We start from the raw sequence: 23,166 nt of genomic DNA, 5'->3' as shown, positions 1-23,166 counted from the left end.
TGGGTGAATGAACAGCCGTGAAATGATTGCTGTGATCGAGGCGGATGGCTGGTATCTGGTGCGCTCCAAAGGCAGCCACCATCATTTCAAGCATCCTGAAAAAGCCGGGCTGGTCACCATCCCGCATCCCAAGAAAGACCTGCTGCCCGCGACTGCGGCCAGCATTCTGCGCCAGGCACGCATCAGCTACGCCAGCTGACGAGGAGACCATCACCATGTTGTTCCCTATCGCGATCTTCCCCGGTGACGACCAGCACGCCTGGGGCGTGGAAGTCCCGGATATCCCCGGCTGCTTTTCGGCGGGCGAAGACCTCGACGACGCCATCGCCATGGCGCGTGAAGCGATCGAAGGCCACCTCGAACTGCTGGCCCAGGACCAGCAGGAAATCCCCAGGGCCAGCAAGGTCGGCGTGCATGCGGCCAATCCCGCCTATGCCGGCTGCACCTGGGCATTGATCGATATCGACATCACCCGCTACCTGGGCAAGGCCGAGAAGCTCAACATCACCTTGCCGGCGTACCTGCTCACCCGCATCGACAGCTACGTACAGAACCACCCGGAGCACAAGAGCCGTTCGGGCTTCCTGGCCGAAGCGGCGCTCAGGATCCTGCAGAGTGACGGCAAATGATCAGGCGATCCTGCCCTTGGGCAATCGCACGCTGACCCGCAACCCGCCCCCTTGCCGATTCACCAGCGTGAGTTCGCCGCCATGGCTGGAAACGATGCGCTGGGCGATGCTCAGCCCCAGCCCATAGCCGCCAGAGGCCTGGTTGCGTGAGCCCTCGCCGCGCACGAAAGGCTCGGTGACAGTCGCCAGCAAGCCCGGGTCGATGCCCGGGCCGCGATCGTCGATATGGATGTACCCATCGGTTGGCGTGCTTTCCAGCTCCACCGCGACCTCCCTGGCATAGCGCAGGGCATTGACCAGCAGGTTTTGCAGGCACCGCTGCAGTAGCAGGGCGTCTACCTGGGCCAGGCCCACCTGACCATGGATCGGCAAGGGCTCTTCGGCGCTGGCCAAATCCGCGCATTGGCGTGCCACCAGGCGGTCGAGGTCGACCGCTTGCAGGTTCTGCTGCTCGCCCGCCCGCAAGTAGTCGAGCACCTGGCCGATCATGCCGTCCATCTGCGCGATGTTCTGGCGCAGGCGTTCCTTGTGTTCGCTGTCCTCCAGCCGTTCCAGGCGCAGGCGCATGCGCGTCAGCGGTGTACGCAGGTCGTGGGACACGGCGGCGAGGAAGTAGGCCTTGTCGTTGACCATGCGGATCAGCCGCTGCTGCATGGCGTTGAAGGCCTGGGCGGCGTGCCGCACTTCCTCGGGGCCGTCCAGCGGCAATGGCGCCTGTTCCAGATTGCCTCCCAGGCCACGGGCGGCATCGGCCAGGCGGCGCAGCGGGCGCAGGCACAGACGTACCGCCACCAGGCACACCACCAGCACGGCGGCGATGCGCAGGGCATAGACCCGCAGCAGGTAGTCGCTGATCAGCACCCACGCCGACTCGCCACTCCAGCCCTGCAACTCCTGGCCATCGATGACCAGCCAGTGGCCATCGGCGAGGGGTACGGCAAACTCGATATGCGCCTGGGCGGTGCGCAAGCCGAACAGGCTGCGCCAGACGATGGGCTGGCCCAGTTCGTCGGTGAGCCGGACCTTGAGCAACCTCGGCCGCGCATCGCCCCCCAGTTCGTAGGCCAGTGCCTGATGCAGCAACAGCTCGATGCGCCGCCAGCCTCGCCGTTGGTCATGCTCACCCTCGGGCGGCGCTTCGGCGCAACGTAGCTGGTAATGCTTCGGTACCTGGCGTGCCGCGCCATGGCACTCGGCCTGGGCGATCAGGGGGGCGCTGCGCGCCGCGATCAATCGCACCGGCGCTTCCAGCACCTGGGCGAAGCGAACGTCGAACCAGATGCTGCTGGACATCAGCTGGATCACCAGGGTGCCGCTGATCATGATCAGCAGCAGTTGGCCGAACAGCGTGCGCGGCCACAGCCGGCGAAGCAGCCGCACCTCAGGCGCCCAGCGCTTCGCGGGCCAGGCACAGCAGATAGCCTTCGTTGCGGATGGTGAGGATCTGCGCGCCTTGGCCTGGCGCCCGGCGCAGTTGCTGGCGCAGGCGGCTGATGCACATGTCCACCGAGCGGTCGTCGGGCAGATGGTCGCGGCCGAACGCGCTGCGTGTCAGGTGGTCCCTCGAGACCACGCGGTTGTTGGCGTCCAGCAGTTCACGCAGCACGCGGTAGTCGGAGCGTGGCAGGTTGAAGGCTTGGCCGTCCGGGTGAACGAGCAACCGTTTGACGTGATCGAGACGCAAGCCTGCAAACAGTTGTGCTTCGCTGGCCGACATCTCGGGCTCTGCCTCCAGGCGTTGGGGGCGACGCAGCACAGCCTTGATCCGGGCGACCAGTTCGCGCGGCTCGAAGGGTTTGGCCAGGTAATCATCGGCGCCTACTTCCAGACCGATGATGCGGTCCAGGGTGCTGCCCCTGGCCGACAGCATCACCACCGCCAAGCCCGGCTGCGCCTGCAACTGCCGGCACAGGCTCAGGCCGTCCTCGCCGGGCAGCATCAGGTCGAGTACCACCAGGTCGACCTTGTGCCGGGTCAACTGCGCGTGCATCTGCTCTCCATCGGCGGCTGCGATTACCTGGTAGCCGGCGTCTGTCAGGTAATCGCAGAGAAGTTCGCGGATCTCGTCGTCATCGTCGACGACCAGCAAGGTCGTGCTCATGGTTGTGGGGTACCTGTGCAAAGGGGAACCGTGAGGCTCATTACGTTCGATTACATCCCCGTACATCCCGTCCATGGAGCCGAAGGGGCAGATGCCTAGAATCGTAACAAACAATCATCTGCGAATACGAAGCCTTCCCAAATGGTATGCAAGAGCATCATGACTGACACAACCCCCTGGGTCCGAGGCGGCAGTCGCCTCTCCCCGCTTGCCTTCTTCGTGGCCCTCGGGCTTAGCGGCACAGCCTTCGCTGACGGTCCGGTGCTGGAACTGGGCGCCACCAACATCGACAGCAGTGCGCTGCCACTGGCCGACGACAGCGGTCAGATCGGCTACACCGTGCAGAACACACGCAGCTCCACAGGCTTGCAGCTGACACCCCGGCAGACGCCACAGTCGGTCACCAGCATCACCCGCCAGCAAATGGAAGACCGTGCTATCCACACCCTCGAGCAGGCCCTGGACACCACGCCGGGCGTGAGCATGAGCAAGATGGAAGTGGGCGGGCGCACCGACTTCCGCGCCCGTGGCTACTCGATCAGCAACTGGAAGATCGACGGCTTGCAGTTCCCCGGCGGTTCGGACTTCAGTGGCGGCGGCAACGCGCTGAACATGGACCTGTACGAGCGCATCGACATCGTCCGTGGCGCCAACGGCCTGCTCGGTGGCACCGGCGACCCCTCGGCCACCGTCAACCTGATCCGCAAGGCGCCGACCCGGACCTTCGGCGGCAGCGCCTACGCCACCTACGGCAGCTGGGACAAGCGCCGCCTGGGTGCCGACCTGAACCTGCCGCTGTCCGAGGACGGCCGCCTGCGTTCGCGTCTGGTCATGACCCAACAGGACGCCGGCTCGTTCCGCGACAACCAGTCCGAACGCTCCCGCGCGGCCCTGGCCAACTTCGAATTCGACCTGGACGATGCCACCACCCTGGGTGCCGGCTACCAGTACGAGTACAGCAAAGTGGTCGGCGGCGGCTGGGGCGCCAACATCCCGATCTGGTACGGCGACGGCAGCAAGACTGACCTGCCGCGCAGCACCAACGTGGTACCCAGCTGGAGCTTTGGCGAGTACATCACCCGCACCGCCTTCGGCTCGCTAGCGCACCGTTTCGACAACGACTGGAGCCTGGACCTGAAGGTTGCCCAGAGCAGCGGCGAGGCGCTCAACCACCGTGGCCTGGCCAAGGTCAACTCGTCCGGTCGCGGTGTCTACGGCGGCTACTGGAACCAGGACGGCAGCGGCGCGGTGCTCAACGGCCTGCACAGCTCCACCGACACCACCCAGCAATCGGCGCAGATCGACCTGTCCGGCCCATTCCAACTGTTCGGGCGCACCCATCAGGCGATGGTCGGCTACAACGACAGCCGCACCGTGGCCTGGTCACCGCAGTACACCTGCAGCATGGTTGGCGGCGGCAAGGCAGTGAACAGTGGCGTGGGTTGCCAGTTCCGGGCGAACAATGGCCTGGGGCTGGGCAACTGGCTCGACGGCGTGGACGACGACTACGCCATGCTGGCCTCGAAAACCGGCCTGCACAGCAAGACCACCACCCGTCTGCAGGGCATGTATGCCGCCACCCGCCTGAGCGTCACCGACCCCCTGTCGCTCATCCTCGGTGTGCGCAGCACCGACTATTCGGCCACTACCGTCAGTGTCAACGGTGCGCGCAGCAACCAGCAGAACAATGGCATCGTCACCCCTTACCTGGGCGCGGTGTACGACCTGGACGACAACTACTCGCTGTACGCCAGCTACACCGACATCTTCAACCCGCAGAGCGAAGAGAGCGCCAGCGGCACCAAGGTCGAGCCGATCCGTGGCCAGAGCTACGAAACCGGGATCAAAGGTGAATGGTTCGATGGTCGCCTGAACGCGTCCGCGGCCTACTTCCGCACCAGGCAGGAAAACAAGGCGGTGATGGACGGCGACCTGCTGACGCCGACCGGCGCCACTGCCTACAAGGCCGGCTCCGGCCAGGAAACCGACGGTATCGACCTGGAAGTCGCCGGCGCCCTGACCCCGAACTGGAACGTCTATGCCGGCTACACCTACCTGCACTTCCGCCGCCTGGACAGCGACGGGCGCAGCGACCCCTCGCACCTGTTCAAGGCCTCGACCACCTATCGCCTGTCTGGCCCGCTGGACCGCCTGACCCTGGGCGCTGGCGTGAGTGCGCAAAGCAACATCCGCGCGGTGTCCACCCCTGCCGGGCAGCCGAGCAACGGCGTCAGCCGCAGCGCCAGCGACGTCAACTGGTCGGGCTATGCGATCTGGAACGCCATGGCCAAGTACCAGCTGACCGACGACACCAGCGTCAGCCTCAACGCCAACAACCTGTTCGACAAGCACTACTACACCCGTTACGGGTTCTATGCCGGGGCAATCTATGGCGACCCGCGCAATCTGGCGGTGACGGTGAGCACGGCGTTCTAGAAACAGCTTTTGATACCGTTGATGCTGGTTGATTTTTGATCATGTTCTTTATACGTTACACTCATATAAATTTGTCACGTATAAAGAACATGGACCACTCATTGATCGTTGAGCGCCTGGGCGCGCAGGTTCGCACGCGAAGGCTTAACCGGGGATTGACCCAGCAGGCGCTCGCAACCTTGGCCGGTATCACCCGGCAAAAGATCATTGCCATGGAGAAAGGTAGCCTGTCAGTGGCCATCGGGGCATATGCACGTGCATTGGCGGCGCTCGGCTGCGAACTGCAGGTCATAGCGGCGGTGATGCCGACGCTTGACGAAATCGAGGGGATGTTCGAATGACGCCGCTGATAGTCGCGACACCCGAGGGTGACAGTGGAGCATTGCTGACCAGTTCAGGCGACTACCTCTTCCGCTATGGCCCGCACACCGTTGCTGATGCGGCGATCAGCCTGTTGATGCCGGTCCGCACCGAGGAATACAGGCATCGCGAGCTGCATCCGGTGTTCCAGATGAACTTGCCCGAAGGGTATGTGCTCGAGCAATTGCGCAACCGCCTGGCGAAGATCGTTCAGGTCGACCCCATGCTTCTCCTGGCGTTGTCCGGCAGCAGTTCGCCGATCGGGCGTGTGCATGTCAGTTCGCAGGTAGTGGACACATTGCTGCGGCGGCAGACGTTTCCGGGAGAGAAGCTGGCGAACATTCTTTCATGGGATGGGGGAGAGGATATCTTCGCCGATCTGGTGGATCGCTACATTCTGCGCGCAGGCATTTCTGGTGTGCAGCCGAAGGTCCTGGTTCCGGAGCAACTGGACCCGTTGTCACAGCGCTTTACCTCGAAAACAGCCGAGCTGATCATCAAGAGCGGGCGCGACGAGTTCCCGGGCTTGGCGATCAACGAATTCCTGTGCATGTCGGTTGCGCAAACCTCTGGCCTGCCAGTGCCTCAATTCTTCTTGTCCGACAACGGCAAGCTGTTCGTCATGCGCCGCTTTGATCGTGACGAGCAGAACAATCCACTTGGTTTCGAAGACATGGCTGCCTTGATGGGGCTTGGCGCCGAACAGAAGTACAGCAAGAGCTACGCTGCCATTGCCAAGGCGATCCGCCTGTTCTGCGCGCCTGAGCATCTTCGGCTATCGCTGCGGCAACTGTTCGAGATGGTTGCGCTCAGCTGTATCGTCGGAAATGGTGATGCCCATCTGAAAAATTTCGGGTTGTTGTACACCGATCCTCTTCGAGGCGATGCGCGCCTGGCTCCGGCGTACGACATCGTCAATACCACGGCTTACATACCGGAAGACGTGCTGGCGCTTTCGCTATCCGGCAACAAATCCTTGTTTGCGTCGCGGCAAGGCTTGCTGGACTTCGCACCGCTTTGCGACGTGAGCAACCCGGCTGAAGTCATTCGCAATCAGCTTGAAGCATTGGAGCGAACACTGGCCAGGGAGTCCGCGCTTTGCGATCAGGCACCCAAGGTGGTTGCCGCCATCAAGGCGAGCGCGGCGCCGTTCATTCAGACTTTTGGTTGAGCGGCATTTCCTGTCCGGGCGCGGCATGCGAAGTGGCCATGGTCACATCCAGATGATCATCGAGCTGTTCCCAATCCTCGCCGAACAACTCCACCGGGTGCATGGTCCGGTCCGCGCCATTGCCGCAGGCCAGCGCCTTGGCTGGGCAGTACAGGTCGCAGCCCCAGCAGATCCGTTCGGGATGGCTGGGGTTCGTGGGAAATCGCTTGGCCATGGTCTCCCTCCATGAAGTGGATGCCTGCGCTCAGGCTATGCCGCGCATGGCCAAGGGGTTTGATCCGGATCAATACCGCTAGCGGATCGGCCCGGGCGCCTGCACCTGTTTCATCAGGTCGTCATTCCACTGCCCCTCCACCTGCACATGCGCGGCGGCGCCGAGCATCACCGCCTCGATCAGGTTGTGGTTGAGGTAGGTGTACAGGCCGGGCTGGCGGAAGGTGTACAACGCCGCCCCCGCCGCGCCGCCGGGGATGAACCAGGTCTCCAGGTTGCGCTGCGGCGGGTTGGCGAACTTGCCCGAGGCCCAGACGTAGTCGCCGTGGCCGCCGATCAGGTGCGGGCGAGTATCACGGTTGGCCTGGGAATGAACGATCAGCACGGTCTCGCCCACTTTGGCGGTAAGCGCCTGCTTGCCGGTCAGGGCACCGACGCTGCCGTTGAACACCACATGGCTGGGCACCAGCCCCTTCATCAGCTGGCTCATGTCGCCGAAGCTGGCCATGGGGTTGGCGTAGCGCTTGTACTTGCCGTCCTTGTCACGGGGGATGTAGTAGTCCTGCTCGCCGATATACCAGACCTTGTCGTACTGCAACGGGCGGCCCTCGGGGCCTTTCAGGCCGTCGCGGGGCAGCACCATGATCGCGCCGTTCATGCCGCACACCACATGCCAGGGAATCATCGCCCCGCCCGGCGCGCAGTGATACACGAACACCCCGGCACGGTCGGCCTTGAAGCGCAGCACCACCTGCTCGCCCGGTTTCACATGGGTCAGCTCACCGCCGCCGAGGGCGCCGGTGGAGGCGTGGAAGTCGATGTTGTGCATCATGCTGTTGCTGGCCGGGTTGACCAGCGTCAGCTCCACGTAGTCGCCTTCGTGCACCACCATCAGCGGGCCGGGCACCGAGCCGTTGAAGGTCATGGCGTGGATATAGGCACCGGCGCTGTCGACGGCCAGTTCCTTCTCCTCGATGACCATGCGGAACTCGACAATGCGCGGCTTGCCGGGAGCGCGCTGGCTGTGGGGGTGCACCTGTGGCGGTGCCACCAGTTCGACGCTCACCCGCTCCAGTTTCGCCAGGTCAGGCACCGGGCCGGCGGCGGGTGAAGCGGTAGCGGCCTGGGCCAGGCCACTGCCAAGCGCCGAGGCACCGACGCCCAGCAACACAGTGCCGGCCAGCATGCCACGCCGGGTCAGGGACACGCCTTCTTGCTCGTTCATGGGACTTCTCCTTAAGTCGACGAAAGTCGTCGGGCACAGGAATAGCCGCTTTGAAAGTAGGGTTTATTGAGCGAAAACAAGAAGTGGAGAGGGTGGACAATGTGTCGCAGGAGCGGAAACGAAAAAGCCCCGACATTCGTCGAGGCTTTTGAGGATGGTGCCGGCACCAGGAATCGAACCCGGGACCTACTGATTACAAGTCAGTTGCTCTACCATCTGAGCTATACCGGCACAGGGGCGTCATTATAGCGATGGATTCGGCGCTGTAAACCACTTCGTTGCATCCACCGCACAAAACCCTAAGTCACCGAACTGAAAGGAGAATTTTCCTACCAACCGCGGTGGATGGAGTTGACGCTTGGCTCGGGCTGGCCGGGGTTGAAGAACAGCTTGCCGTTGTCGCAGCCGCGCTTGCGGCAGCTGCCGTCGGCGTTGTGCAGGGGCAGGCCGCGGTCACCGCCCAGCTGCATGCCGGGCATGTTCCAGTTCAACGGGGCCGGCTTGCTGCTTGGCAGGCTGTTGGCGCAGCCGGTCATGGCCAGGGCGAGGGTCAGCAGGGCGAAAGGCTTGGTGTGTTTCACGATGTTCGAGTCCGTTCCGGGATCAGTCTTTGTTCAGGATGCGCTGGATGGTGCCGCCGCAGGCCATGTAGCAGGAGTCGTAGTCATTGCCGCAACTGTAGCTGCTCCCTGTGTTGAAGGGGTAGCTCGGGTAGTGGCAACTGTGACGCGCTTCCTTCTTGCTCTTGCCGTTCTGGCAGTACTGGTAGGCCCTCATCTCGGCCTGGTACAGCGCACGTTCGCTGTTGTCCTGCAGGCGGGCCATCTGCTGGCAGTGGTTGCGCTCCGTCGAACAGCTGTTGATGCAGTTCATGCCATGCGCGCTGGGCGGTGGCGAGTATCTATAGGTGTAGCTCGGGCCGCAGCCGGTCAGGGCCAGGGCCAGGCAGGCCAGCACGAGGGCGGCCAGACCATTGTGGAAAAGTGCCATGGGTGTTGCAGTCCTTGATCATTCGTCGCTGAACTCCAGCAAATCGCCGGGCTGGCAGTTCAGGGCGCGACACAGCTTCTCCAGGGTCTCGATTTTGAAACCCTTGATCTTGCCGTTCTTCAGCAGCGACAGGTTCGCTTCCGTGATACCGATGATTTCCGCCAGGTCCTTGGAACGCATCTTGTTCCGGGCCATGACGACGTCGAGGCGGATGATTATCGGCATAGGAAGCAGTCAGACATAACAGTTGTGTTCATCGCTGATGGTCTTGGCGTCACGCATGAGCAGCGAGAAGGCACACAGCAGGATGCCTTTCATGATCTCGTAGACAGCCTGCGATGATACACCGATCGAGAAGCTGAAGCTCCTTTCGCCGGCCGGCAGGTCGATGGCCAGGGCCAGGCCCTGCAAGGTGTAGGTCACCGGCCACAGCAGCGGGGTGAAGATGCACAGCAGGCCGACCCACCACAGCAGCTTGATGTTGGCCGAGGTCCAGGTCTGCCCCCGCGAGAGGCGGTGGAAGAACAGGCCGGTCAGGCCGAGGGCCACAACGGAAATCAGCGTGGGAATCATGTCCACCGCCAGTACCAGGCCGACGGCCAGGGGGGATGCCTGGTAGCCGGGTTCGAGCAGCAGCGGCATCTGGTCGCCGTAGGCTTGCAGGTAGCCGTTGAAAATCTCGGGGAAGTCGAAGATGAAGAGCAAGGGCGTGATGGTCAGCTCGACGACCGCGGTTGTCCAGGCCAGGTAGGCGGCGAATGCGCCGATGGTGCGTAGGCGCGAACGCGCATAGGCCACGGATCTACTGTTCATGGGGTGCCTCCGTACAGTGATGAACGGAGCGGATTATTCTTGAATAATTATCGTAAAACAATAATTAATTTTGAGTTTTTCTCAATGGCGACGGTTTGTCGCAGGATTGGCTTTGCTGGCTATTGCGGGGCAAGCTGGCTCCTGTATGGACAGTGTGGGGATTATAATTTACGAAGCTTTCACCAAGCTTTACGGGGTTTTTTCTTGAGAAGTCCATTTTTCCCGAGAAATAATTAGTCTCAACCTATCGTTTTGACTAAATCGATCAGCTAAGCTAATCTTGTGTTCATTATGTTGAACAGTAAAGCTTTCAAGCTCCTCTCCTCTTCCCGCCTGGTCTCCCGTGAACGTCACTGGACCGGCGACCTCTAGCGCCACCCTCCCTCTACAGCCGTAAACGTCTCTGTCTGGCGCCGATGCCTGTGCGCTCGGCCGCTGTCGCCCATGGGAGGGCACCATGCGTTCCTGGATCTACCTGATTGTCGCCATCACCTTCGAGGTGATCGGCACGGCGTCGATGAAACTCGCCGCCACTCATTTCCCTGTGATGGGGCATGCCGTCATGTACGTCATGATCTGTCTGTCGTATTTCTTCCTGGCCCTGGCGGTCAAGCGCGTGCCGGTGGGTGTGGCCTACGCGCTGTGGGAAGGGTTCGGTATCGTGCTGATCACCTTGATCAGCGTGCTCTGGCTTGGTGAAAGCCTGGGCTGGACCAAGGCCCTGGGCCTGGCGGTGATGATCGCCGGCATCCTGCTGGTCAAGGCCGGTACCCGCACCAAGCCCGTCGAACGTGAAGGGGAGGCCGTGCCATGTTGATTCCATTTGCCTGGCTGGGCCTGGCCATCGTGCTGGAGGTATTGGCCAACCTGCTGCTCAAGTACTCCGACGGATTCCGCCGCAAGGGCCTGGGCCTGGCCTCGATCCTCTGCGTGCTGGCGGCGTTCACCGCGCTGGCGCAGGCGGTGAAGGACATCGACCTGTCGCTGGCCTACGCCATCTGGGGCGGCTTTGGCATCCTTGCCACCGTGGCCATGGGCTGGGCCTTGTTCGGTCAGCGTCTGGCCGGGCGTGGTTGGTTGGGTCTTGCGTTGCTGCTGGTAGGCATGGGCTTGCTCAAACTGGCTTGACAACTGCCCCGCCAAAGCGCTTGGCAAAATTGCTTATGCACAAGTGGCATTGACCGCTTGCGCGAAAGGCATGCCGACAGGCGCTACCACCGGTCTTTGCGCAAAGGCCTGTTTTTACTGGCTTTGAGGCCCATGACGGAATAAGCAAAGCAGCGCAAATAGCCCAAGGATCCAAGATTTCGTGATTTTCATCACAAGCTTGTACACAGAGTTATCCACAGGCTGTCAACCGCGCTGCGGCGTTGCGTCGCGCTCACCCAGCAGCAAAAGGTTGCGCGGGGTCAGCGGGTAATCGCAGAACACGCCTAGCCGTACCGAATAGCCTTGCTCCTGCAGGAACAGGGCGCGATCGAGGACCAGCCACATCTCCAGGGGGCGGCGGAACAGGTTGCGTACCTGTTCGAGGTTGCGTACCTGGGCCAGGCGTTGCAGGCCGGCTGCCTCCAAGGCAACCCAGTCGGGTTGGCCGTTGATCGTCAGTTGCTTGAGTTCGGCCAGGTCGCGACAGTAGTGCTCGAAAGGTTTTGCCAGCCAGCTGACCGGCAGCGAAGGGGTGGGCAGGTATTCGTCCACGTCCCGTTGCTGGCGCTGCAGCAGGTCGAACCCGAGGCGGCGGGCCATGGACTGGTCGCGCTGGCGGCGGGTGCGCTGGCTGGAGGTGACTGCTTCGCTCAGTGGCAGGCCCAGGTCTTCCCCGGTCAATGCCAGTGCCGAGGCCTGGGCGGCGCCGGAGAGTGGCTGATAGCGCTTGCCCTGGATGCGGTTGTAGCAGCAGGGTGCGACCGCGATCTGTCGGCACCCCTGCTGGCTTGCCAGTTGCAGCAGCCGCACATGCAGGTCGCCGCAGGCGTGCAGGGCGACCGCGCTCTTGTCGCCATCCAGATGCCGGGCGCTGTCCATGGCCATGACGTCCTGGTGGACATGGGTGGCAGCCAGGTGGTGATGTTCGCTCAGTGCCTTGCCGGCGCTGACCAGCTCGGCATCGTACTCCAGGCAGGTCAGCTGCTGGCTGGGTTGCAGCAGGCGCCTGCCCAGGTGGCCTTTACCGGAGCACCAGTCGAGCCAGTGCCGGGCAGGCTGGCTGAATGCCAGGCGGCGGCTGAAGGCTTCGATCTGCTGCCACTTGCGGCCAGGGACGTTGACGTCGAGACGGTGGCCAGCGGGGTGCAGGCCGGCATCGGGCAGCTCGCCGACGGCGGACAGTGCCTGCGCCTGTGCTGCCAGTTGTGCAAATGGGGCCGGGGCCGCAGGTTGCTCGGCCGCTTCGGCTTGCTCAAGGGTACGTTGGCGCAGCCATAGAGACAGTTCGGCGTGCTCGTCTTCCCAATCCAGGCGCAAGTGGTTGAACGGGCGCGGGCGCCACAGCTGCTGGTGCTGTAGCAGGAAGTGGTCGAGGGCCTGGAAGCGCTCGAACAGGTGCTGGTCGTGGAGGTAAGGCGTGGTCGGCATGCAGGCACCGCAGCGCTATCAATAGGGGCCGCCAAGCAGCCCCGATGGTGTTTACAGCCTCAACGCCCTTGGCAGGCATCCACGCGCAGCCAGCGCTCCAGCAGCTTGAAGCCCTGCACCAGCACGAACGAGATCAGCAGGTAGAACACCCCGGCGGCAAAGAAGATCTCCACCGGCAGGTAGGTGCGGGCAATGATGGTTCGTGCCATGCCGGTCAGTTCAAGCAAGGTGACGGTACTGGCCAGGGCACTGGCCTTGAGCATCAGGATCACTTCGTTGCTGTAGGCCGGCAGGCCGATGCGCGCGGCGCGCGGCAGCATGATGTAGAGCAGCGTCTTGCCCCGCGACATGCCCAGTGCTCGGGCCGCTTCGATCTCGCCCTTGGGAATCGCCTGCAAAGCACCGCGCAGGATCTCGGCGATATAGGCGGCGGTGTGCAGGGTCATGGTCAGCACCGTGCACCAGAACGGATCGCGCAGGTACGGCCACAGCGAGCTGTTGCGCACCACGTCGAACTGGGCCAGGCCGTAGTACACCAGGAACAGCTGCACCAGCAGCGGCGTGCCGCGGAAGAAGAAGATGTAACCGAAGGGCAGGGCGCGCACATACCAGTGTCGCGACGAGCGCGCCACGCCCAGTGGAATGGCCAGGATCAGGCCGGCGATGACGGCGATGGCTACCAGTTCCAGGGTCAGGGTGGCACCCTGGGCCAGGCGTGGCAGCCACTTGATGATGACTTCCCAGTTCATTTATTCGGCCCTCATGAAGCCGCGAGCGGCGCGCTTTTCCAGGAAGTGCATGCCGGTCATGGCAATCACGGTCAGGCCCAGGTAGATGCAGGCGGCCACGGCGTAGAAGGTGAACGGCTCCTTGGTGACGGTCACGCCGATTTGCGCGTGGCGCATGATCTCTTCCAGGCCGATCACCGACACCAGCGCAGTGTCCTTCATCAGGATCATGAACAGGTTGCCCAGGCCCGGCAGGGCGATGCGCCACATCTGCGGCAGGATGATCCGCGACAGGATGCGACCCTTGGAGAGGCCCAGGGCCAGGCCCGCTTCACGATGCCCCTTGGGGATGGCCAGGATCGCGCCGCGGAACACTTCCGTGGCGTAGGCGCCGAAGCACAGGCCGAGGGCGATCACGCCGGCAGTGAAGGCACTGAGCTCCAGGCCAGGCATGTTCAGCAGTTCGCCAAGGCTGTTCATCAGCCCGACGGTGCCGAAGTAGATGAGCAGCACCCAGAGCAGTTCGGGAACGCCGCGCACCAGTGTGGAATAAGTGCCGCCAAGCCATTGCAAGGGCTTGACCGGCGAGGTCTTGGCCAGGGCGCCGAGCAGGCCCAGGACCAGCCCCAGCAGCAAGGCGCAGAGCGCCAGTTTTACGGTCATCAGGGTGCCGGCCATCATGGCCGGGCCGAATCCGTGCAGGTCGATATTCATGGGTAAGTTTGTTCAAGGGACAGGCACCGCCAGGGCGGCGATGCCTGTCGGGGCGAATCAATAGATGCTGAACGGGAAGTACTTGTCGTTGATCTTCTTGTAGGTGCCGTCGGCGACGATTTCCTTCAGCGCAGCGTTGAGCTTGTTGCGCAGCTCGTTGTCGCCTTTGCGTACTGCGATGCCGACCTTGTCGCTCTCGTTGACCGGGTCGCCCTTGAACTCGTAATTCTTGCCGGCTTCGGATTTCAGCCAGTCGAAGTTGGCGTACTTGTCGGCGAGGATGGCGTCGACGCGGCCGGAGGTCAGGTCCAGGTAGGCGTTTTCCTGGCCGTCATACAGATTGACCTTGAATTTGCCGTCCATACCGCCGTGATCGTCCAGCCAGGTAGCGGCCTGGGTGGCGCGCTGGGTGCCAATGGTCTTGCCTTCGAGCGATTTGTCGTCAGTCTTGAAGTCGACGTTCTTCGGCGCGATGAACTGCTGCTTGTTGGAGTAGTACGGGTCGGTGAAGTCCACGGCCTGCTTGCGCTCGTCAGTGATCGACAGCGAGGAGACGATGAAGTCGAACTTCTTGGCGTTCAGGGCGGGGATGATGCCGTCCCAGTCGGAGGTGACCACTTCGCATTCGACTTTCATTTTGGCGCACAGGGCGTCGCCGATGTCCTTGTCGAAGCCGACGACCTGGCCGCTGGCGTCCTTGTTGTTGAACGGTGGGTAGGCAGCTTCGATACCCATGCGCAGTTTTTCCGCGGCCATGGCATTGGCCGACATCACCAGCGTGGCAGCAGCTGCCAGGAGGAACTTCTTGTAGGTCTGCATGTATTGCTCCGTTAGCGGTGGCTGGACATGAATTGCTTGCAACGCGCCGAGGTCGGGTTCTCGAAGACCTGCTGCGGCGATCCTTGCTCTTCGACCAGGCCCTGGTGCAGGAAGACCACTTCACTGGACACCTGGCGGGCAAAGTTCATCTCGTGCGTCACCAGCAGCATGGTACGGCCTTCTTCGGCCAGGGCGCGGATGACGTTAAGCACTTCCTGGACCATTTCCGGATCGAGCGCCGAGGTTGGCTCGTCGAACAGGATGACCTTGGGTTTCATGGCCAGGGTACGGGCGATGGCGGCACGTTGCTGCTGGCCACCGGAAAGCTGGGCGGGATAGCTGTGGCGCTTGTCGAAGATGCCGACCTTGTTCAGCAGCGCCTCGGCATGCTCGATGGCCTCGGCCTTGCTCTGGCCAAGTACGCGGCGCGGCGCCTCGATGATGTTGTCGAGGATCGACATGTGCGGCCACAGGTTGAAATTCTGGAAGACAAAGCCGATCTCGCTGCGCAGGCGGTTGATCTGGCGGTTGTCGGCGGCGATCAGGTCGCCGTTTTTCTGCGCCTTGAGCTTGAGGGCTTCACCGGCGACGAGGATCTCGCCCTGGTGCGGGTTCTCCAGCAGGTTGATGCAGCGCAGCAGGGTGGACTTGCCAGAGCCGGACGAGCCGAGGATGGAGATCACGTCACCGTCGCGCGCGGTCAGCGAAATGCCCTTGAGAATTTCCTGCTCGCCATAGCGTTTGTGCAGGTTGCGGATTTCCAGCGCGGGCGTGGCCTGAGCCATTTGCGGTCCTCATGTGTTCGGGTGCGTTCCCAGCTGTTGGCGGCCTTCCTGGCGAGCGCCACGCTAGCATAGCGGCGCAACGGCGGCCAACCGGGTCGCGGGGTGCTCGGGTCGCTGGTGGGACAGTTTGTCGCATCGCTGCAGTGGACTGTCGCCAGGATGTCCGCAATAGCGTTTTGCCCAGCACCGGAGCCTTGATGAAAAAAGGCGCGATGGTGCCAGCTTTGGCCCGGTCTGGGAAGCCGTTTTTAGCCGGGTGGCACTGTGTCGCAGACTTGACGGGGGTAAGGTTGCGCCTGTTGGTTGCGCTTTCTGTTGCGCAAAATTCGTGCACAGGTGTTACCGAGGAGCACCTTTGGTGCATTTGTAAGTGAGTATTTCCGTAATCCAGACTTGGCATGGGGATTTGGCGACCTTTCGGTCAAAGCTTGGCACAATGCGCTGCAAGCCGCGCCGTTATTGGAGGCAGAAACATTTCAGACGAAAGTCATTCTCACCTGGCCCGCTTATTGCCCTCTGCAAACCACTGAATGCGGCGACGCCTATCCACACCTCGGCGCGCTGGCCAGTCATTCGTGTAGTCCACCTCCTTACAAAGGTAGTTTTATGAGCGGTAACAATTCCAATGACCTCGCTCAGGGGCTCAAGCAACGGCATGTGACCATGCTGTCCATCGCCGGCGTGATCGGTGCCGGGCTGTTCGTCGGCTCCGGCCACGCCATCGCCGCCGCCGGCCCCGCCGTGCTGCTGGCCTACGCCGCGGCCGGTACCTTGGTCGTTTTGGTGATGCGCATGCTCGGCGAAATGGCTGTCGCCTCGCCTGACACCGGTTCCTTCTCCACCTACGCCGACCGCGCCATCGGGCGCTGGGCAGGTTTCACCATCGGCTGGCTGTACTGGTGGTTCTGGGTGCTGGTGATTCCGCTGGAGGCCAACGCCGCCGCCGCCATCCTGCATGCGTGGTTCCCCTCGGTGGACCTGTGGGCGTTCTCGTTGATCATTACCCTGGCGCTGACCATCACCAACCTGTTCAGCGTGAAGAACTACGGTGAGTTCGAGTTCTGGTTCGCCCTGCTCAAGGTGCTGGCGATCATCGGCTTCATCGTCGTCGGTTGCGCGGCCATGTTCGGCATGGTGCCGAGCAGTCAGATCAGCGGCGTCAGCCACCTGTTCGATACCCAGGGCTTCATGCCCAATGGCCTGGGCGCCGTGCTGGCTGCCATGCTGACCACCATGTTCTCGTTCATGGGTACCGAGATCGTCACCATCGCCGCCGCCGAATCGAAGGATCCGGGCAAGCAGATCAGCCGCGCCACCAACTCGGTGATCTGGCGTATCTGCCTGTTCTACCTGGTGTCGATCTTCCTGGTCGTGGCCATGGTGCCGTGGAACGATCCGACCCTGGCCGAGAAAGGCTCCTACCAGACTGTCCTCAGCCTGATCGGTGTGCCGAACGCCAAGCTGATCGTCGACATCGTCGTGCTGATCGCCGTGACCAGCTGCCTGAACTCGGCGCTTTACACCTCTTCGCGCATGCTCTTCTCCCTGAGCAAGCGTGGCGACGCCCCGGCGGTTGCCCAGCGCACCACCAAGGCCGGCACCCCGCACTGGGCCGTGCTGTTGTCCACCGCCGCGGCCTTCCTGTGCGTGTTCGCCAACTTCCTGGCCCCGGCCGAGGTGTTCGAGTTCCTGCTGGCCAGCTCCGGCGCCATCGCCCTGCTGGTGTACCTGGTGATCGCCGTGTCGCAACTGCGCATGCGTGCCCAGCGTGAAGCCAAGGGCGAGAAGATCTCGTTCAAGATGTGGATGTTCCCGGGTCTGACCTGGGCGACCATCGCCTTCATTATCGCCGTGCTGGCGGTGATGGCGCTGCGCGAAGATCACCGTGCCGAGATCATCGCCACGGCAATCCTGAGCATTGGTGTGGTGGCAGCTGGTCTGCTGGTGCACCGCAAGCGTGGCGCTGCTGCGCGTGTGGCGCTGGATAGCTGATCCACAGATGAAATGAAAAGGCCGCGTCCTGTGAAGGACGCGGCCTTTTTTGTCTGCACGGGTTGTGGACGCGGGTGCGGTTCGACTCAGCCGAACTGCTTCTGCTGTTGCTGCTGCTTGGCCACGACCTCCGAGGCGGTGACATAGGCGTCCTGGAACTCGTCGCTCTCCAGCCACGCCATGGTCGCGTCCTCGTCAATGCCGTCGAGCCATGCGCGGTAGGCAGTGAACACCATGACGATGTAGTCGGTGGCGTGCTCTTCCTTGTGGCCCTTGAGCACCAACGCCAGCAGCGGGTCGACCAGGAACACCGAGATCATCGGCACCAGGCCGTTTTCCTGGGCTTCCTTCATTTTTTCGAACAGGCTGTCGTAGCTGCCCGACTCCATGGCCTTGTTGAACACCTGCTCGACACTGGCACTGTCGCCAGCGCTGGCCTTGACCGCCTGGCCGCTGCGCACCATGCGATTCTGCTTGGCCTTGGTGGCGGCGCGCTTGGCGCGTTTCTGTTGCTTGGTGTTGGTGGCCATGGGTGGATCCTTGGGCTGACTGGTAAAGGCGCGTATTGAAGCGTAGTTGCGCGAGAAACCCAAGAGGCCGCCCAGCGGCCCCAAAGTGTTCAGCTCACCAGCGCCGCTGGCTCATCTTCCTCGAACCCCCGCGAAGCCCGCCCGACCAGCAATGGATCCGGCGCATGCGCCACGCTGTGGTCCTTGCCTGGATAATCCAGCGAGTGCAGGAAGTGACGAATGCAGTTGATCCGCGCGCGCTTCTTGTCGTCCGACTTGATCACCGTCCATGGCGCATCGGCGGTGTCGGTGTGGAAGAACATCGCTTCCTTGGCGGCGGTGTAGTCCTCCCACTTGTCCAGCGACTTGATGTCGATGGGGGAGAGTTTCCAGTGCTTGAGCGGGTCGTCGCGGCGGGAGATGAAACGGCGCAGTTGCTCTTCGCGGTTCACCGAGAACCAGAACTTGAACAACAGGATGCCGCTGTTACACAGCATGCGTTCGAGGTCAGGTGCCTGGCGCATGAACTCCAGGTACTGCAGTGGCGAGCAGAAGTCCATGACCTTCTCGACCCCGGCGCGGTTGTACCAGGAGCGATCGAAGAACACCATTTCACCGGCGGTGGGCAGGTGTTGCACATAACGCTGGAAGTACCACTGGCCCTTTTCCTGCTCTGACGGTTTCTCCAGCGCCACGATCCGCGCGCCGCGCGGGTTCAGGTGTTCCATGAAGCGCTTGATGGTGCCACCTTTGCCAGCGGCGTCGCGCCCCTCGAACAGCACGACGATGCGCTGGCCGGTTTCCTTCACCCAGTTCTGCACCTTGAGTAGCTCGATCTGCAGGTCGTGCTTGGCCTTCTCGTAGTCCTGGCGGCGCATGCGCGTGCGGTAGGGGTAGCTGGCCGGCAGGCGTGCCGAGGTGCTGTCCTCGCTGCTGCCCTTGCGCGCGTTGGCCACTTCCAGGGCTGCTGGCTGCTGGCTGACCTGGGTGATGATCTCTGGCGCGGCGGCGCTGGCGGCCGGCTTGCGCTGGCGCGGACGGCGGGTGCGAGGGGTGGGCTTGGCGCTGCTGCCGGCCTCGGCAGGCGATGGCAGGAGGAGGGTGGCGGATTCTTCGCTCATGGAGGTCCTTGCGGGGTCGTTCGAATGTCCACCTTCCATCCTATGAGCGCATGGCAAGTGGCTTTTTGATATCGATCAACCGGGCATGAAGGAGCTAGAAGAAAAATCGCAGGCAACAAAAAACCCGCACTAGGCGGGTTTCTTGTGTCGCTTCGGGTAACTTTGCAACCACCAGAAGCTGAAGGTGGTGCCCAGAGACGGAGTCGAACCGCCGACACGAGGATTTTCAATCCTCTGCTCTACCGACTGAGCTATCTGGGCGACGGGGTGAATTAAATAGATTTTCTCAGAGGCCGTCAACGACTTTTTCAAAAAAATTTAAATTAATTCCGTCGCTTACGTTTTCTGGGGTCAATTCGAGGGTGGAACGTAGCCTTCGGCCTGGGCGTAATCCTCGCCGGCGAAGAACTTGTCCATCTCGGCCTGGATGAACTTGCGGTCCTCGGCATTCATCATGTTCAGGCGCTTCTCGTTGATCAGCATGGTCTGGTGGTCCTGCCACTCCTTCCAGGCCTTCTGCGAGATGTGCTCGAAGATGTCCTGGCCCTTGGCGCCCGGGTAGGGCGGGCGGTCGAGGCCTGGGAGCTCTTCGTTGTACTTGCGGCACTTCACGGTGCGGGTCATCGCTTCTCTCCTGCAATCAGTTCGTCGGCCGCGCGTTGCAGCAGCTTCTTGACCGGGGCGGCGAGGCCCAGGCGCGGCGGGGTGGCGAGGTTATACCAGAGCCAGTCGGGCTCGGCCACGTGCGCGCCGGCGGGGTCGACACGCACCAGCCATGGCTCGATGGCCAGCTGGAAATGGCTGAAGGTATGGGTCAGGCCTGCCAGGGCCTGGCTGCCGGCCAGGCGCAGGCCGTGCTGGTAGGCGAGGTCTTCGAGCTGCTCGAGGCTGTCCAGCTCCGGCAGGCTCCACAGGCCGCCCCACAGGCCGGTGGAGGGCCGGCGGTAGAGCAGGATCGCGCCTTCGTGGTTGGTCAGCAGCGGCATCAGGGTCTTGCGCTGGGGCAGGGCCTTGCGCGGCTTGGGCTCGGGGTAGCGGGTCTCCTCGCCGTGCAGGTGCGCTTCGCAACCGCGTTGCAACGGGCAGATCAGGCAGCTGGGCTTGCTGCGCGTGCACAGCGTCGCGCCCATGTCCATCATCGCCTGGGTGTAGTGGTTGGCCCGGGTCATCGGCGTGAAGCGCTCGGCGCTGGCCCACAGCTGGTTGGCCACCTTCGGCTCGCCTGGGTAGCCGGCCTGGGCGGTGAAGCGGGCCAGTACGCGCTTGACGTTGCCGTCGAGGATCGGCGCGCGGATGCCCATGCTGATGCTGGCGATGGCCCCGGCAGTGGAGCGGCCGATACCGGGCAGTTCGGTGAGCTGCTCGACGCTGCGCGGAAACTCGCCGCCATGTTGCTCGACGACGATCTTCGCGGCCTTTTGCAGGTTACGGGCACGGGTGTAGTAGCCCAGGCCCGTCCACAGGTGCAGCACCTCGTCCTCCGGCGCCTCGGCCAGCGCCTGCACGGTGGGCAGGGCCTGCATGAAGCGGTCGAAGTAGTTGAGCACGGTGCTGACCTGGGTCTGCTGCAACATGATTTCCGACACCCACACCCGATACGGGGTGATGCCCTGTTGCCAGGGCAGGTCATGCCGACCGTGCTGGTCGTACCAGTCCAGCACGGCGCTGGAGAACTGCTGGGGTGTCATCGCTTGAACAGCCCCTTCAATGCATCTTTGAGTTCAGGGCTCACCTTGTCTCCGAGTTTCTCTTCGAGCTTTTCATCGATCTTATCTTTCAGGCGATTGCCGGCCAGCTTCGCGGCCACCTTGCCCAGGCCGTCCTGGTCCAGGCGGCACGCCTTGGCGCCCAGCTCCAGTGGGCCGCGGCAGCGCAGTGGCACTTCGACGCCGACATAGCGCTCGTTGACCTGGCAGGCCGGGTCGGGCATGGCGCGCTGGTCGCCTTCGACGACCACGCCGACGTTGTAGTCCATGCCCAGCACGCGCAGGTCGAGGTCGCCGTGACCGTTGACGGTCAGGCCTGGGATGCGCACCTTGAGGTCCGGGTTGCTGGCCACGCCGTTACGCAATACCAAGCTGCCGCGCAACTCCTGGAACGGCGTGTCCTTGCCACGGGGCTCACCGCTGAGCTGCTTGCGGTTGAGGGTGGCGATGGCCTGGCACAGTTGCTGTTCCAGGTTGGCGTTGACCAGCACGCCGTCGTTGATGGTGAAGCTGGCATTGCCATTGAGCGTATCGACCAGCGCCTTCTGGCTGTTGCCGGTGGCGGTAAGGTCGCTGTTCAGGGTCAGCAGGCCCTTGACCGGCGGTGCCTGCTCCGGGGATTCGCGCTTGATGAAGTGTTCCACTGGCACACGGTTGATCTTGGTGTTGACGCCGATCTGCGGCACGGCAGGGCGTACATCCACGGTGCCCTTGGCCTCGAAGGTGCCGTTGTACAGGGCGCCGCGCAGGGTCTGCAGGGTGACCAGGCCGCCTTGGCCGCTGGCGGTCAGCTGTGCATCGCTGATCGGCAGCTTGTCCAGCGTCAGGGCGCCGAACGACAGGTCGGCCTGTAGATCGAGGGCGCGCAGGCGGTCGACCGGCAGCAGCTTGTCACTGCTCCAGGCAACTTGCGTCGGTGCGTCGGGTAGCGGCGTGGAGCCGGCGCCGGCGACGGCAGTGGCTTCCTGCTGCTTGACCTCGGCCTGGCGCGCTGCGGTGGCACCCTTGGCTTCCTCGCTCTTGGCCGGCAGGTAGCGGTCGGCGTCGAACTTGTCGCCCTTGAGGCGCACGCGCAGGGCCTGCTTGGCGAAATCTTCCACGGCGACACGGCCGGTGAAGGTGCTGTCGTCCAGCTTCACCGCCAGGTCTTCGAGGGCGAGGCTGTTCGGCGTGCCTTGCAGGCGGGTGACCAGTTCCAACTTCTTGAACGCTGCCGCGTCCGCAGTGGCGGGCAGCGGGTGGCCGATACCGTCGAGGAAGGTGCGCAGGTCGAACTGGGCGATGGACAGGCCGCCGCTGACCTGCGGAGCCTTGTCGAGGTCGCGCACGTTCAGCTCGCCCAGGGCGCGCAACTGGTTGGCCGAGACCTTCAGGCCGCTCCAGGAGGCGACATTGGCCGCCAGGTCGACCAGCACCTGGCCTTGGGCGGCGAAGGTCATGGTCTTGCCGGCCAGTGGCTCGCCCGAGGTTTCGCCAGACAGGCGCATGTCCTCGAGGTTGTAGCGCTTGAGACGGCGGTCGAAGCGCAGTTCGCCGGTCAGCTCGGTGCGCGCCTTCAGGTTCGGTTGGCTGGCGCTGAGGAAGGCGCTGGCCTTGAGCGGGATATTCACGCCTTCGTGCACGGGGCCGGTGCTCAACTGAATGCTTTCGGCGCCGTAGGTCTGGCCGGCTTTCTCGTCGGTGTACAGCACCCGGGCGTTGTTGACGGTCAGGCTGTCGATGTCGAGCTTGACCGAGCGCTCGTTGCCTTGCGGTTTTTCCGCTTCGGCGGCGGCTGCTTCGCCCGGCGTGGTGGTCGGGGCATTGGCCACGGCCGGGTCGGGCAATGGCTTGCCGATGTCTTCCCAGTTGCCATGGCCGTTGGCATCGCGGGTCAGCGTCAGGTTGAGGCCTTCGACCCGCACGTCGCTCATCTGCACTTCACGGCGCAGCAGCGGCAGCACGCGTACCGACAGGCCGAGCATCTGCAGGTCGGCGAAAGGCACCTTGGGGTTGTTCAGCGTGGCGATGCTGGCCTCGTGCAGCTCCAGGCCCAGCCATGGGAACAGGCTCCAGCCGATATCGCCATTGAGGGTGAGCTCCACGTGGGCCTTGTCGCGGGCCAACTGGCGGATTTCTTCTTTGTAGTCGTTGGGATCGAAGAGGTGGGTCAGGGCGAAGCCCAGCGCCACGATGATCAGCAACAACCCGAGAAGCCCCAGCCCCAGGATTTTGCCGAACGCTTTCATGGGCGAGTCCTTGTAGTCCGATTATGAATTTCAGCGGCGAGTATAGCGC

26 protein-coding genes and 2 tRNA genes are annotated in these 23,166 nt (G+C 63.0%); 8 read left to right on the top strand and 20 right to left on the bottom strand.

Features of this window, described 5'->3' with window-relative positions:
• The first annotated feature begins 7 nt into the window (after positions 1 to 7).
• Positions 8 to 199, top strand: a complete 192-nt coding sequence (locus AC3WL2_RS07895; protein ID WP_102681827.1) for a type II toxin-antitoxin system HicA family toxin — start codon at positions 8 to 10, stop codon at positions 197 to 199.
• 16 nt (positions 200 to 215) lie between these two features.
• The gene (locus AC3WL2_RS07890; protein WP_102681826.1) at positions 216 to 629 is read left to right on the top strand and encodes a type II toxin-antitoxin system HicB family antitoxin; all 414 of its coding nucleotides are present in this window, start codon (positions 216 to 218) and stop codon (positions 627 to 629) included.
• Here AC3WL2_RS07890 and AC3WL2_RS07885 read toward each other — a convergent pair whose 3' ends face one another.
• On the bottom strand, positions 630 to 2,009 hold the full coding sequence (locus AC3WL2_RS07885) for an ATP-binding protein (protein ID WP_102681825.1): 1,380 nt from the start codon (positions 2,007 to 2,009) through the stop codon (positions 630 to 632).
• A gap of 1 nt (position 2,010) precedes the next feature.
• Positions 2,011 to 2,730: a response regulator gene (locus AC3WL2_RS07880; RefSeq protein WP_102681824.1), complete on the bottom strand. Its 720-nt coding sequence runs from the start codon at positions 2,728 to 2,730 to the stop codon at positions 2,011 to 2,013.
• Positions 2,731 to 2,871: 141 nt separating this feature from the next.
• Here AC3WL2_RS07880 and AC3WL2_RS07875 point away from each other — a divergent pair, with 141 nt between their 5' ends.
• The 3 genes from AC3WL2_RS07875 to AC3WL2_RS07865 all read left to right on the top strand — a co-directional run bounded on the left by AC3WL2_RS07875 (position 2,872) and on the right by AC3WL2_RS07865 (position 6,697).
• A complete protein-coding gene (locus AC3WL2_RS07875) occupies positions 2,872 to 5,166 on the top strand; it encodes a TonB-dependent siderophore receptor (protein ID WP_102681823.1) in 2,295 nt (764 codons plus the stop codon).
• Between the two features lie 89 nt (positions 5,167 to 5,255).
• On the top strand, positions 5,256 to 5,507 hold the full coding sequence (locus tag AC3WL2_RS07870) for a helix-turn-helix domain-containing protein (RefSeq protein ID WP_094010985.1): 252 nt from the start codon (positions 5,256 to 5,258) through the stop codon (positions 5,505 to 5,507).
• A complete protein-coding gene (locus tag AC3WL2_RS07865) occupies positions 5,504 to 6,697 on the top strand; it encodes a type II toxin-antitoxin system HipA family toxin (RefSeq protein ID WP_102681822.1) in 1,194 nt (397 codons plus the stop codon). The genes AC3WL2_RS07870 and AC3WL2_RS07865 overlap by 4 nt, the downstream gene beginning before the upstream one ends.
• Here the strand turns inward: AC3WL2_RS07865 and AC3WL2_RS07860 are convergent.
• The 7 genes from AC3WL2_RS07860 to AC3WL2_RS07830 form a co-directional block, all read right to left on the bottom strand.
• The gene (locus AC3WL2_RS07860; protein ID WP_102681821.1) at positions 6,678 to 6,911 is read right to left on the bottom strand and encodes a DUF3079 domain-containing protein; all 234 of its coding nucleotides are present in this window, start codon (positions 6,909 to 6,911) and stop codon (positions 6,678 to 6,680) included. The genes AC3WL2_RS07865 and AC3WL2_RS07860 overlap by 20 nt on opposite strands.
• 78 nt (positions 6,912 to 6,989) lie before the next feature.
• Complete coding sequence (gene nirK, locus AC3WL2_RS07855) at positions 6,990 to 8,135, bottom strand: copper-containing nitrite reductase (RefSeq protein ID WP_102681820.1); 1,146 nt, start codon at positions 8,133 to 8,135, stop codon at positions 6,990 to 6,992.
• A 155-nt stretch (positions 8,136 to 8,290) separates the two neighbouring features.
• Positions 8,291 to 8,366 (bottom strand) — tRNA-Thr (locus AC3WL2_RS07850).
• A 98-nt stretch (positions 8,367 to 8,464) separates the two neighbouring features.
• Positions 8,465 to 8,716: a hypothetical protein gene (locus AC3WL2_RS07845; RefSeq protein WP_371918090.1), complete on the bottom strand. Its 252-nt coding sequence runs from the start codon at positions 8,714 to 8,716 to the stop codon at positions 8,465 to 8,467.
• 22 nt (positions 8,717 to 8,738) lie between these two features.
• On the bottom strand, positions 8,739 to 9,125 hold the full coding sequence (locus AC3WL2_RS07840; protein ID WP_046853791.1) for a hypothetical protein: 387 nt from the start codon (positions 9,123 to 9,125) through the stop codon (positions 8,739 to 8,741).
• An 18-nt stretch (positions 9,126 to 9,143) separates the two neighbouring features.
• Positions 9,144 to 9,350 (bottom strand): helix-turn-helix domain-containing protein, encoded by a 207-nt coding sequence (locus AC3WL2_RS07835; protein WP_023629980.1) that lies wholly within the window; start codon positions 9,348 to 9,350, stop codon positions 9,144 to 9,146.
• 9 nt (positions 9,351 to 9,359) lie between these two features.
• Positions 9,360 to 9,938, bottom strand: coding sequence for a hypothetical protein (locus tag AC3WL2_RS07830; protein ID WP_038706991.1), 579 nt, complete (start codon positions 9,936 to 9,938; stop codon positions 9,360 to 9,362).
• A 457-nt stretch (positions 9,939 to 10,395) separates the two neighbouring features.
• On the opposite strand from AC3WL2_RS07830, the gene AC3WL2_RS07825 reads away from it, so the two are divergent.
• On the top strand, positions 10,396 to 10,755 hold the full coding sequence (locus tag AC3WL2_RS07825; protein WP_102681819.1) for a multidrug/spermidine efflux SMR transporter subunit MdtJ: 360 nt from the start codon (positions 10,396 to 10,398) through the stop codon (positions 10,753 to 10,755).
• Entirely contained in the window at positions 10,749 to 11,066 is a 318-nt protein-coding gene (gene mdtI, locus AC3WL2_RS07820; RefSeq protein WP_023629978.1) for a multidrug/spermidine efflux SMR transporter subunit MdtI, read from the top strand. The genes AC3WL2_RS07825 and mdtI overlap by 7 nt, the downstream gene beginning before the upstream one ends.
• Positions 11,067 to 11,291: 225 nt before the next feature.
• On the opposite strand, the gene AC3WL2_RS07815 is transcribed toward mdtI, so the two are convergent.
• From AC3WL2_RS07815 to AC3WL2_RS07795, 5 genes are read right to left on the bottom strand one after another with little or no spacing between them, the layout of a single operon-like run.
• On the bottom strand, positions 11,292 to 12,515 hold the full coding sequence (locus AC3WL2_RS07815) for a methyltransferase (protein WP_102681818.1): 1,224 nt from the start codon (positions 12,513 to 12,515) through the stop codon (positions 11,292 to 11,294).
• Positions 12,516 to 12,574: 59 nt separating this feature from the next.
• Entirely contained in the window at positions 12,575 to 13,264 is a 690-nt protein-coding gene (locus tag AC3WL2_RS07810) for an ABC transporter permease (RefSeq protein ID WP_023630847.1), read from the bottom strand.
• Positions 13,265 to 13,957: an ABC transporter permease gene (locus AC3WL2_RS07805; protein WP_094010996.1), complete on the bottom strand. Its 693-nt coding sequence runs from the start codon at positions 13,955 to 13,957 to the stop codon at positions 13,265 to 13,267.
• Between the two features lie 57 nt (positions 13,958 to 14,014).
• Entirely contained in the window at positions 14,015 to 14,776 is a 762-nt protein-coding gene (locus AC3WL2_RS07800) for an ABC transporter substrate-binding protein (protein ID WP_102681817.1), read from the bottom strand.
• Positions 14,777 to 14,787: 11 nt separating this feature from the next.
• Positions 14,788 to 15,561, bottom strand: a complete 774-nt coding sequence (locus AC3WL2_RS07795) for an ABC transporter ATP-binding protein (protein ID WP_046853793.1) — start codon at positions 15,559 to 15,561, stop codon at positions 14,788 to 14,790.
• Between the two features lie 606 nt (positions 15,562 to 16,167).
• On the opposite strand from AC3WL2_RS07795, the gene gabP reads away from it, so the two are divergent.
• Complete coding sequence (gene gabP / locus AC3WL2_RS07790) at positions 16,168 to 17,553, top strand: GABA permease (RefSeq protein WP_102681816.1); 1,386 nt, start codon at positions 16,168 to 16,170, stop codon at positions 17,551 to 17,553.
• Positions 17,554 to 17,639: 86 nt separating this feature from the next.
• On the opposite strand, the gene AC3WL2_RS07785 is transcribed toward gabP, so the two are convergent.
• The 6 genes from AC3WL2_RS07785 to AC3WL2_RS07760 form a co-directional block, all read right to left on the bottom strand.
• Entirely contained in the window at positions 17,640 to 18,083 is a 444-nt protein-coding gene (locus AC3WL2_RS07785; protein ID WP_102681815.1) for a hypothetical protein, read from the bottom strand.
• Positions 18,084 to 18,172: 89 nt separating this feature from the next.
• Positions 18,173 to 19,183, bottom strand: a complete 1,011-nt coding sequence (gene ppk2, locus AC3WL2_RS07780; RefSeq protein WP_102681814.1) for a polyphosphate kinase 2 — start codon at positions 19,181 to 19,183, stop codon at positions 18,173 to 18,175.
• 185 nt (positions 19,184 to 19,368) lie between these two features.
• A tRNA-Phe gene (locus tag AC3WL2_RS07775) sits at positions 19,369 to 19,444 on the bottom strand.
• A gap of 90 nt (positions 19,445 to 19,534) precedes the next feature.
• Positions 19,535 to 19,807 carry an oxidative damage protection protein gene (locus tag AC3WL2_RS07770; RefSeq protein WP_011536185.1) on the bottom strand — a complete coding sequence of 91 codons (273 nt, stop codon included), beginning with the start codon at positions 19,805 to 19,807 and terminating at the stop codon, positions 19,535 to 19,537.
• On the bottom strand, positions 19,804 to 20,871 hold the full coding sequence (gene mutY / locus AC3WL2_RS07765; RefSeq protein ID WP_102681813.1) for an A/G-specific adenine glycosylase: 1,068 nt from the start codon (positions 20,869 to 20,871) through the stop codon (positions 19,804 to 19,806). The genes AC3WL2_RS07770 and mutY overlap by 4 nt, the downstream gene beginning before the upstream one ends.
• Complete coding sequence (locus tag AC3WL2_RS07760; protein WP_102681812.1) at positions 20,868 to 23,117, bottom strand: AsmA family protein; 2,250 nt, start codon at positions 23,115 to 23,117, stop codon at positions 20,868 to 20,870. The genes mutY and AC3WL2_RS07760 overlap by 4 nt, the downstream gene beginning before the upstream one ends.
• Positions 23,118 to 23,166: the final 49 nt, after the last annotated feature.

The sequence above is a fragment of the Pseudomonas sp. FW305-96 genome (assembly GCF_058783825.1).
This window is presented reverse-complemented; position numbering and strand designations above follow the sequence as displayed.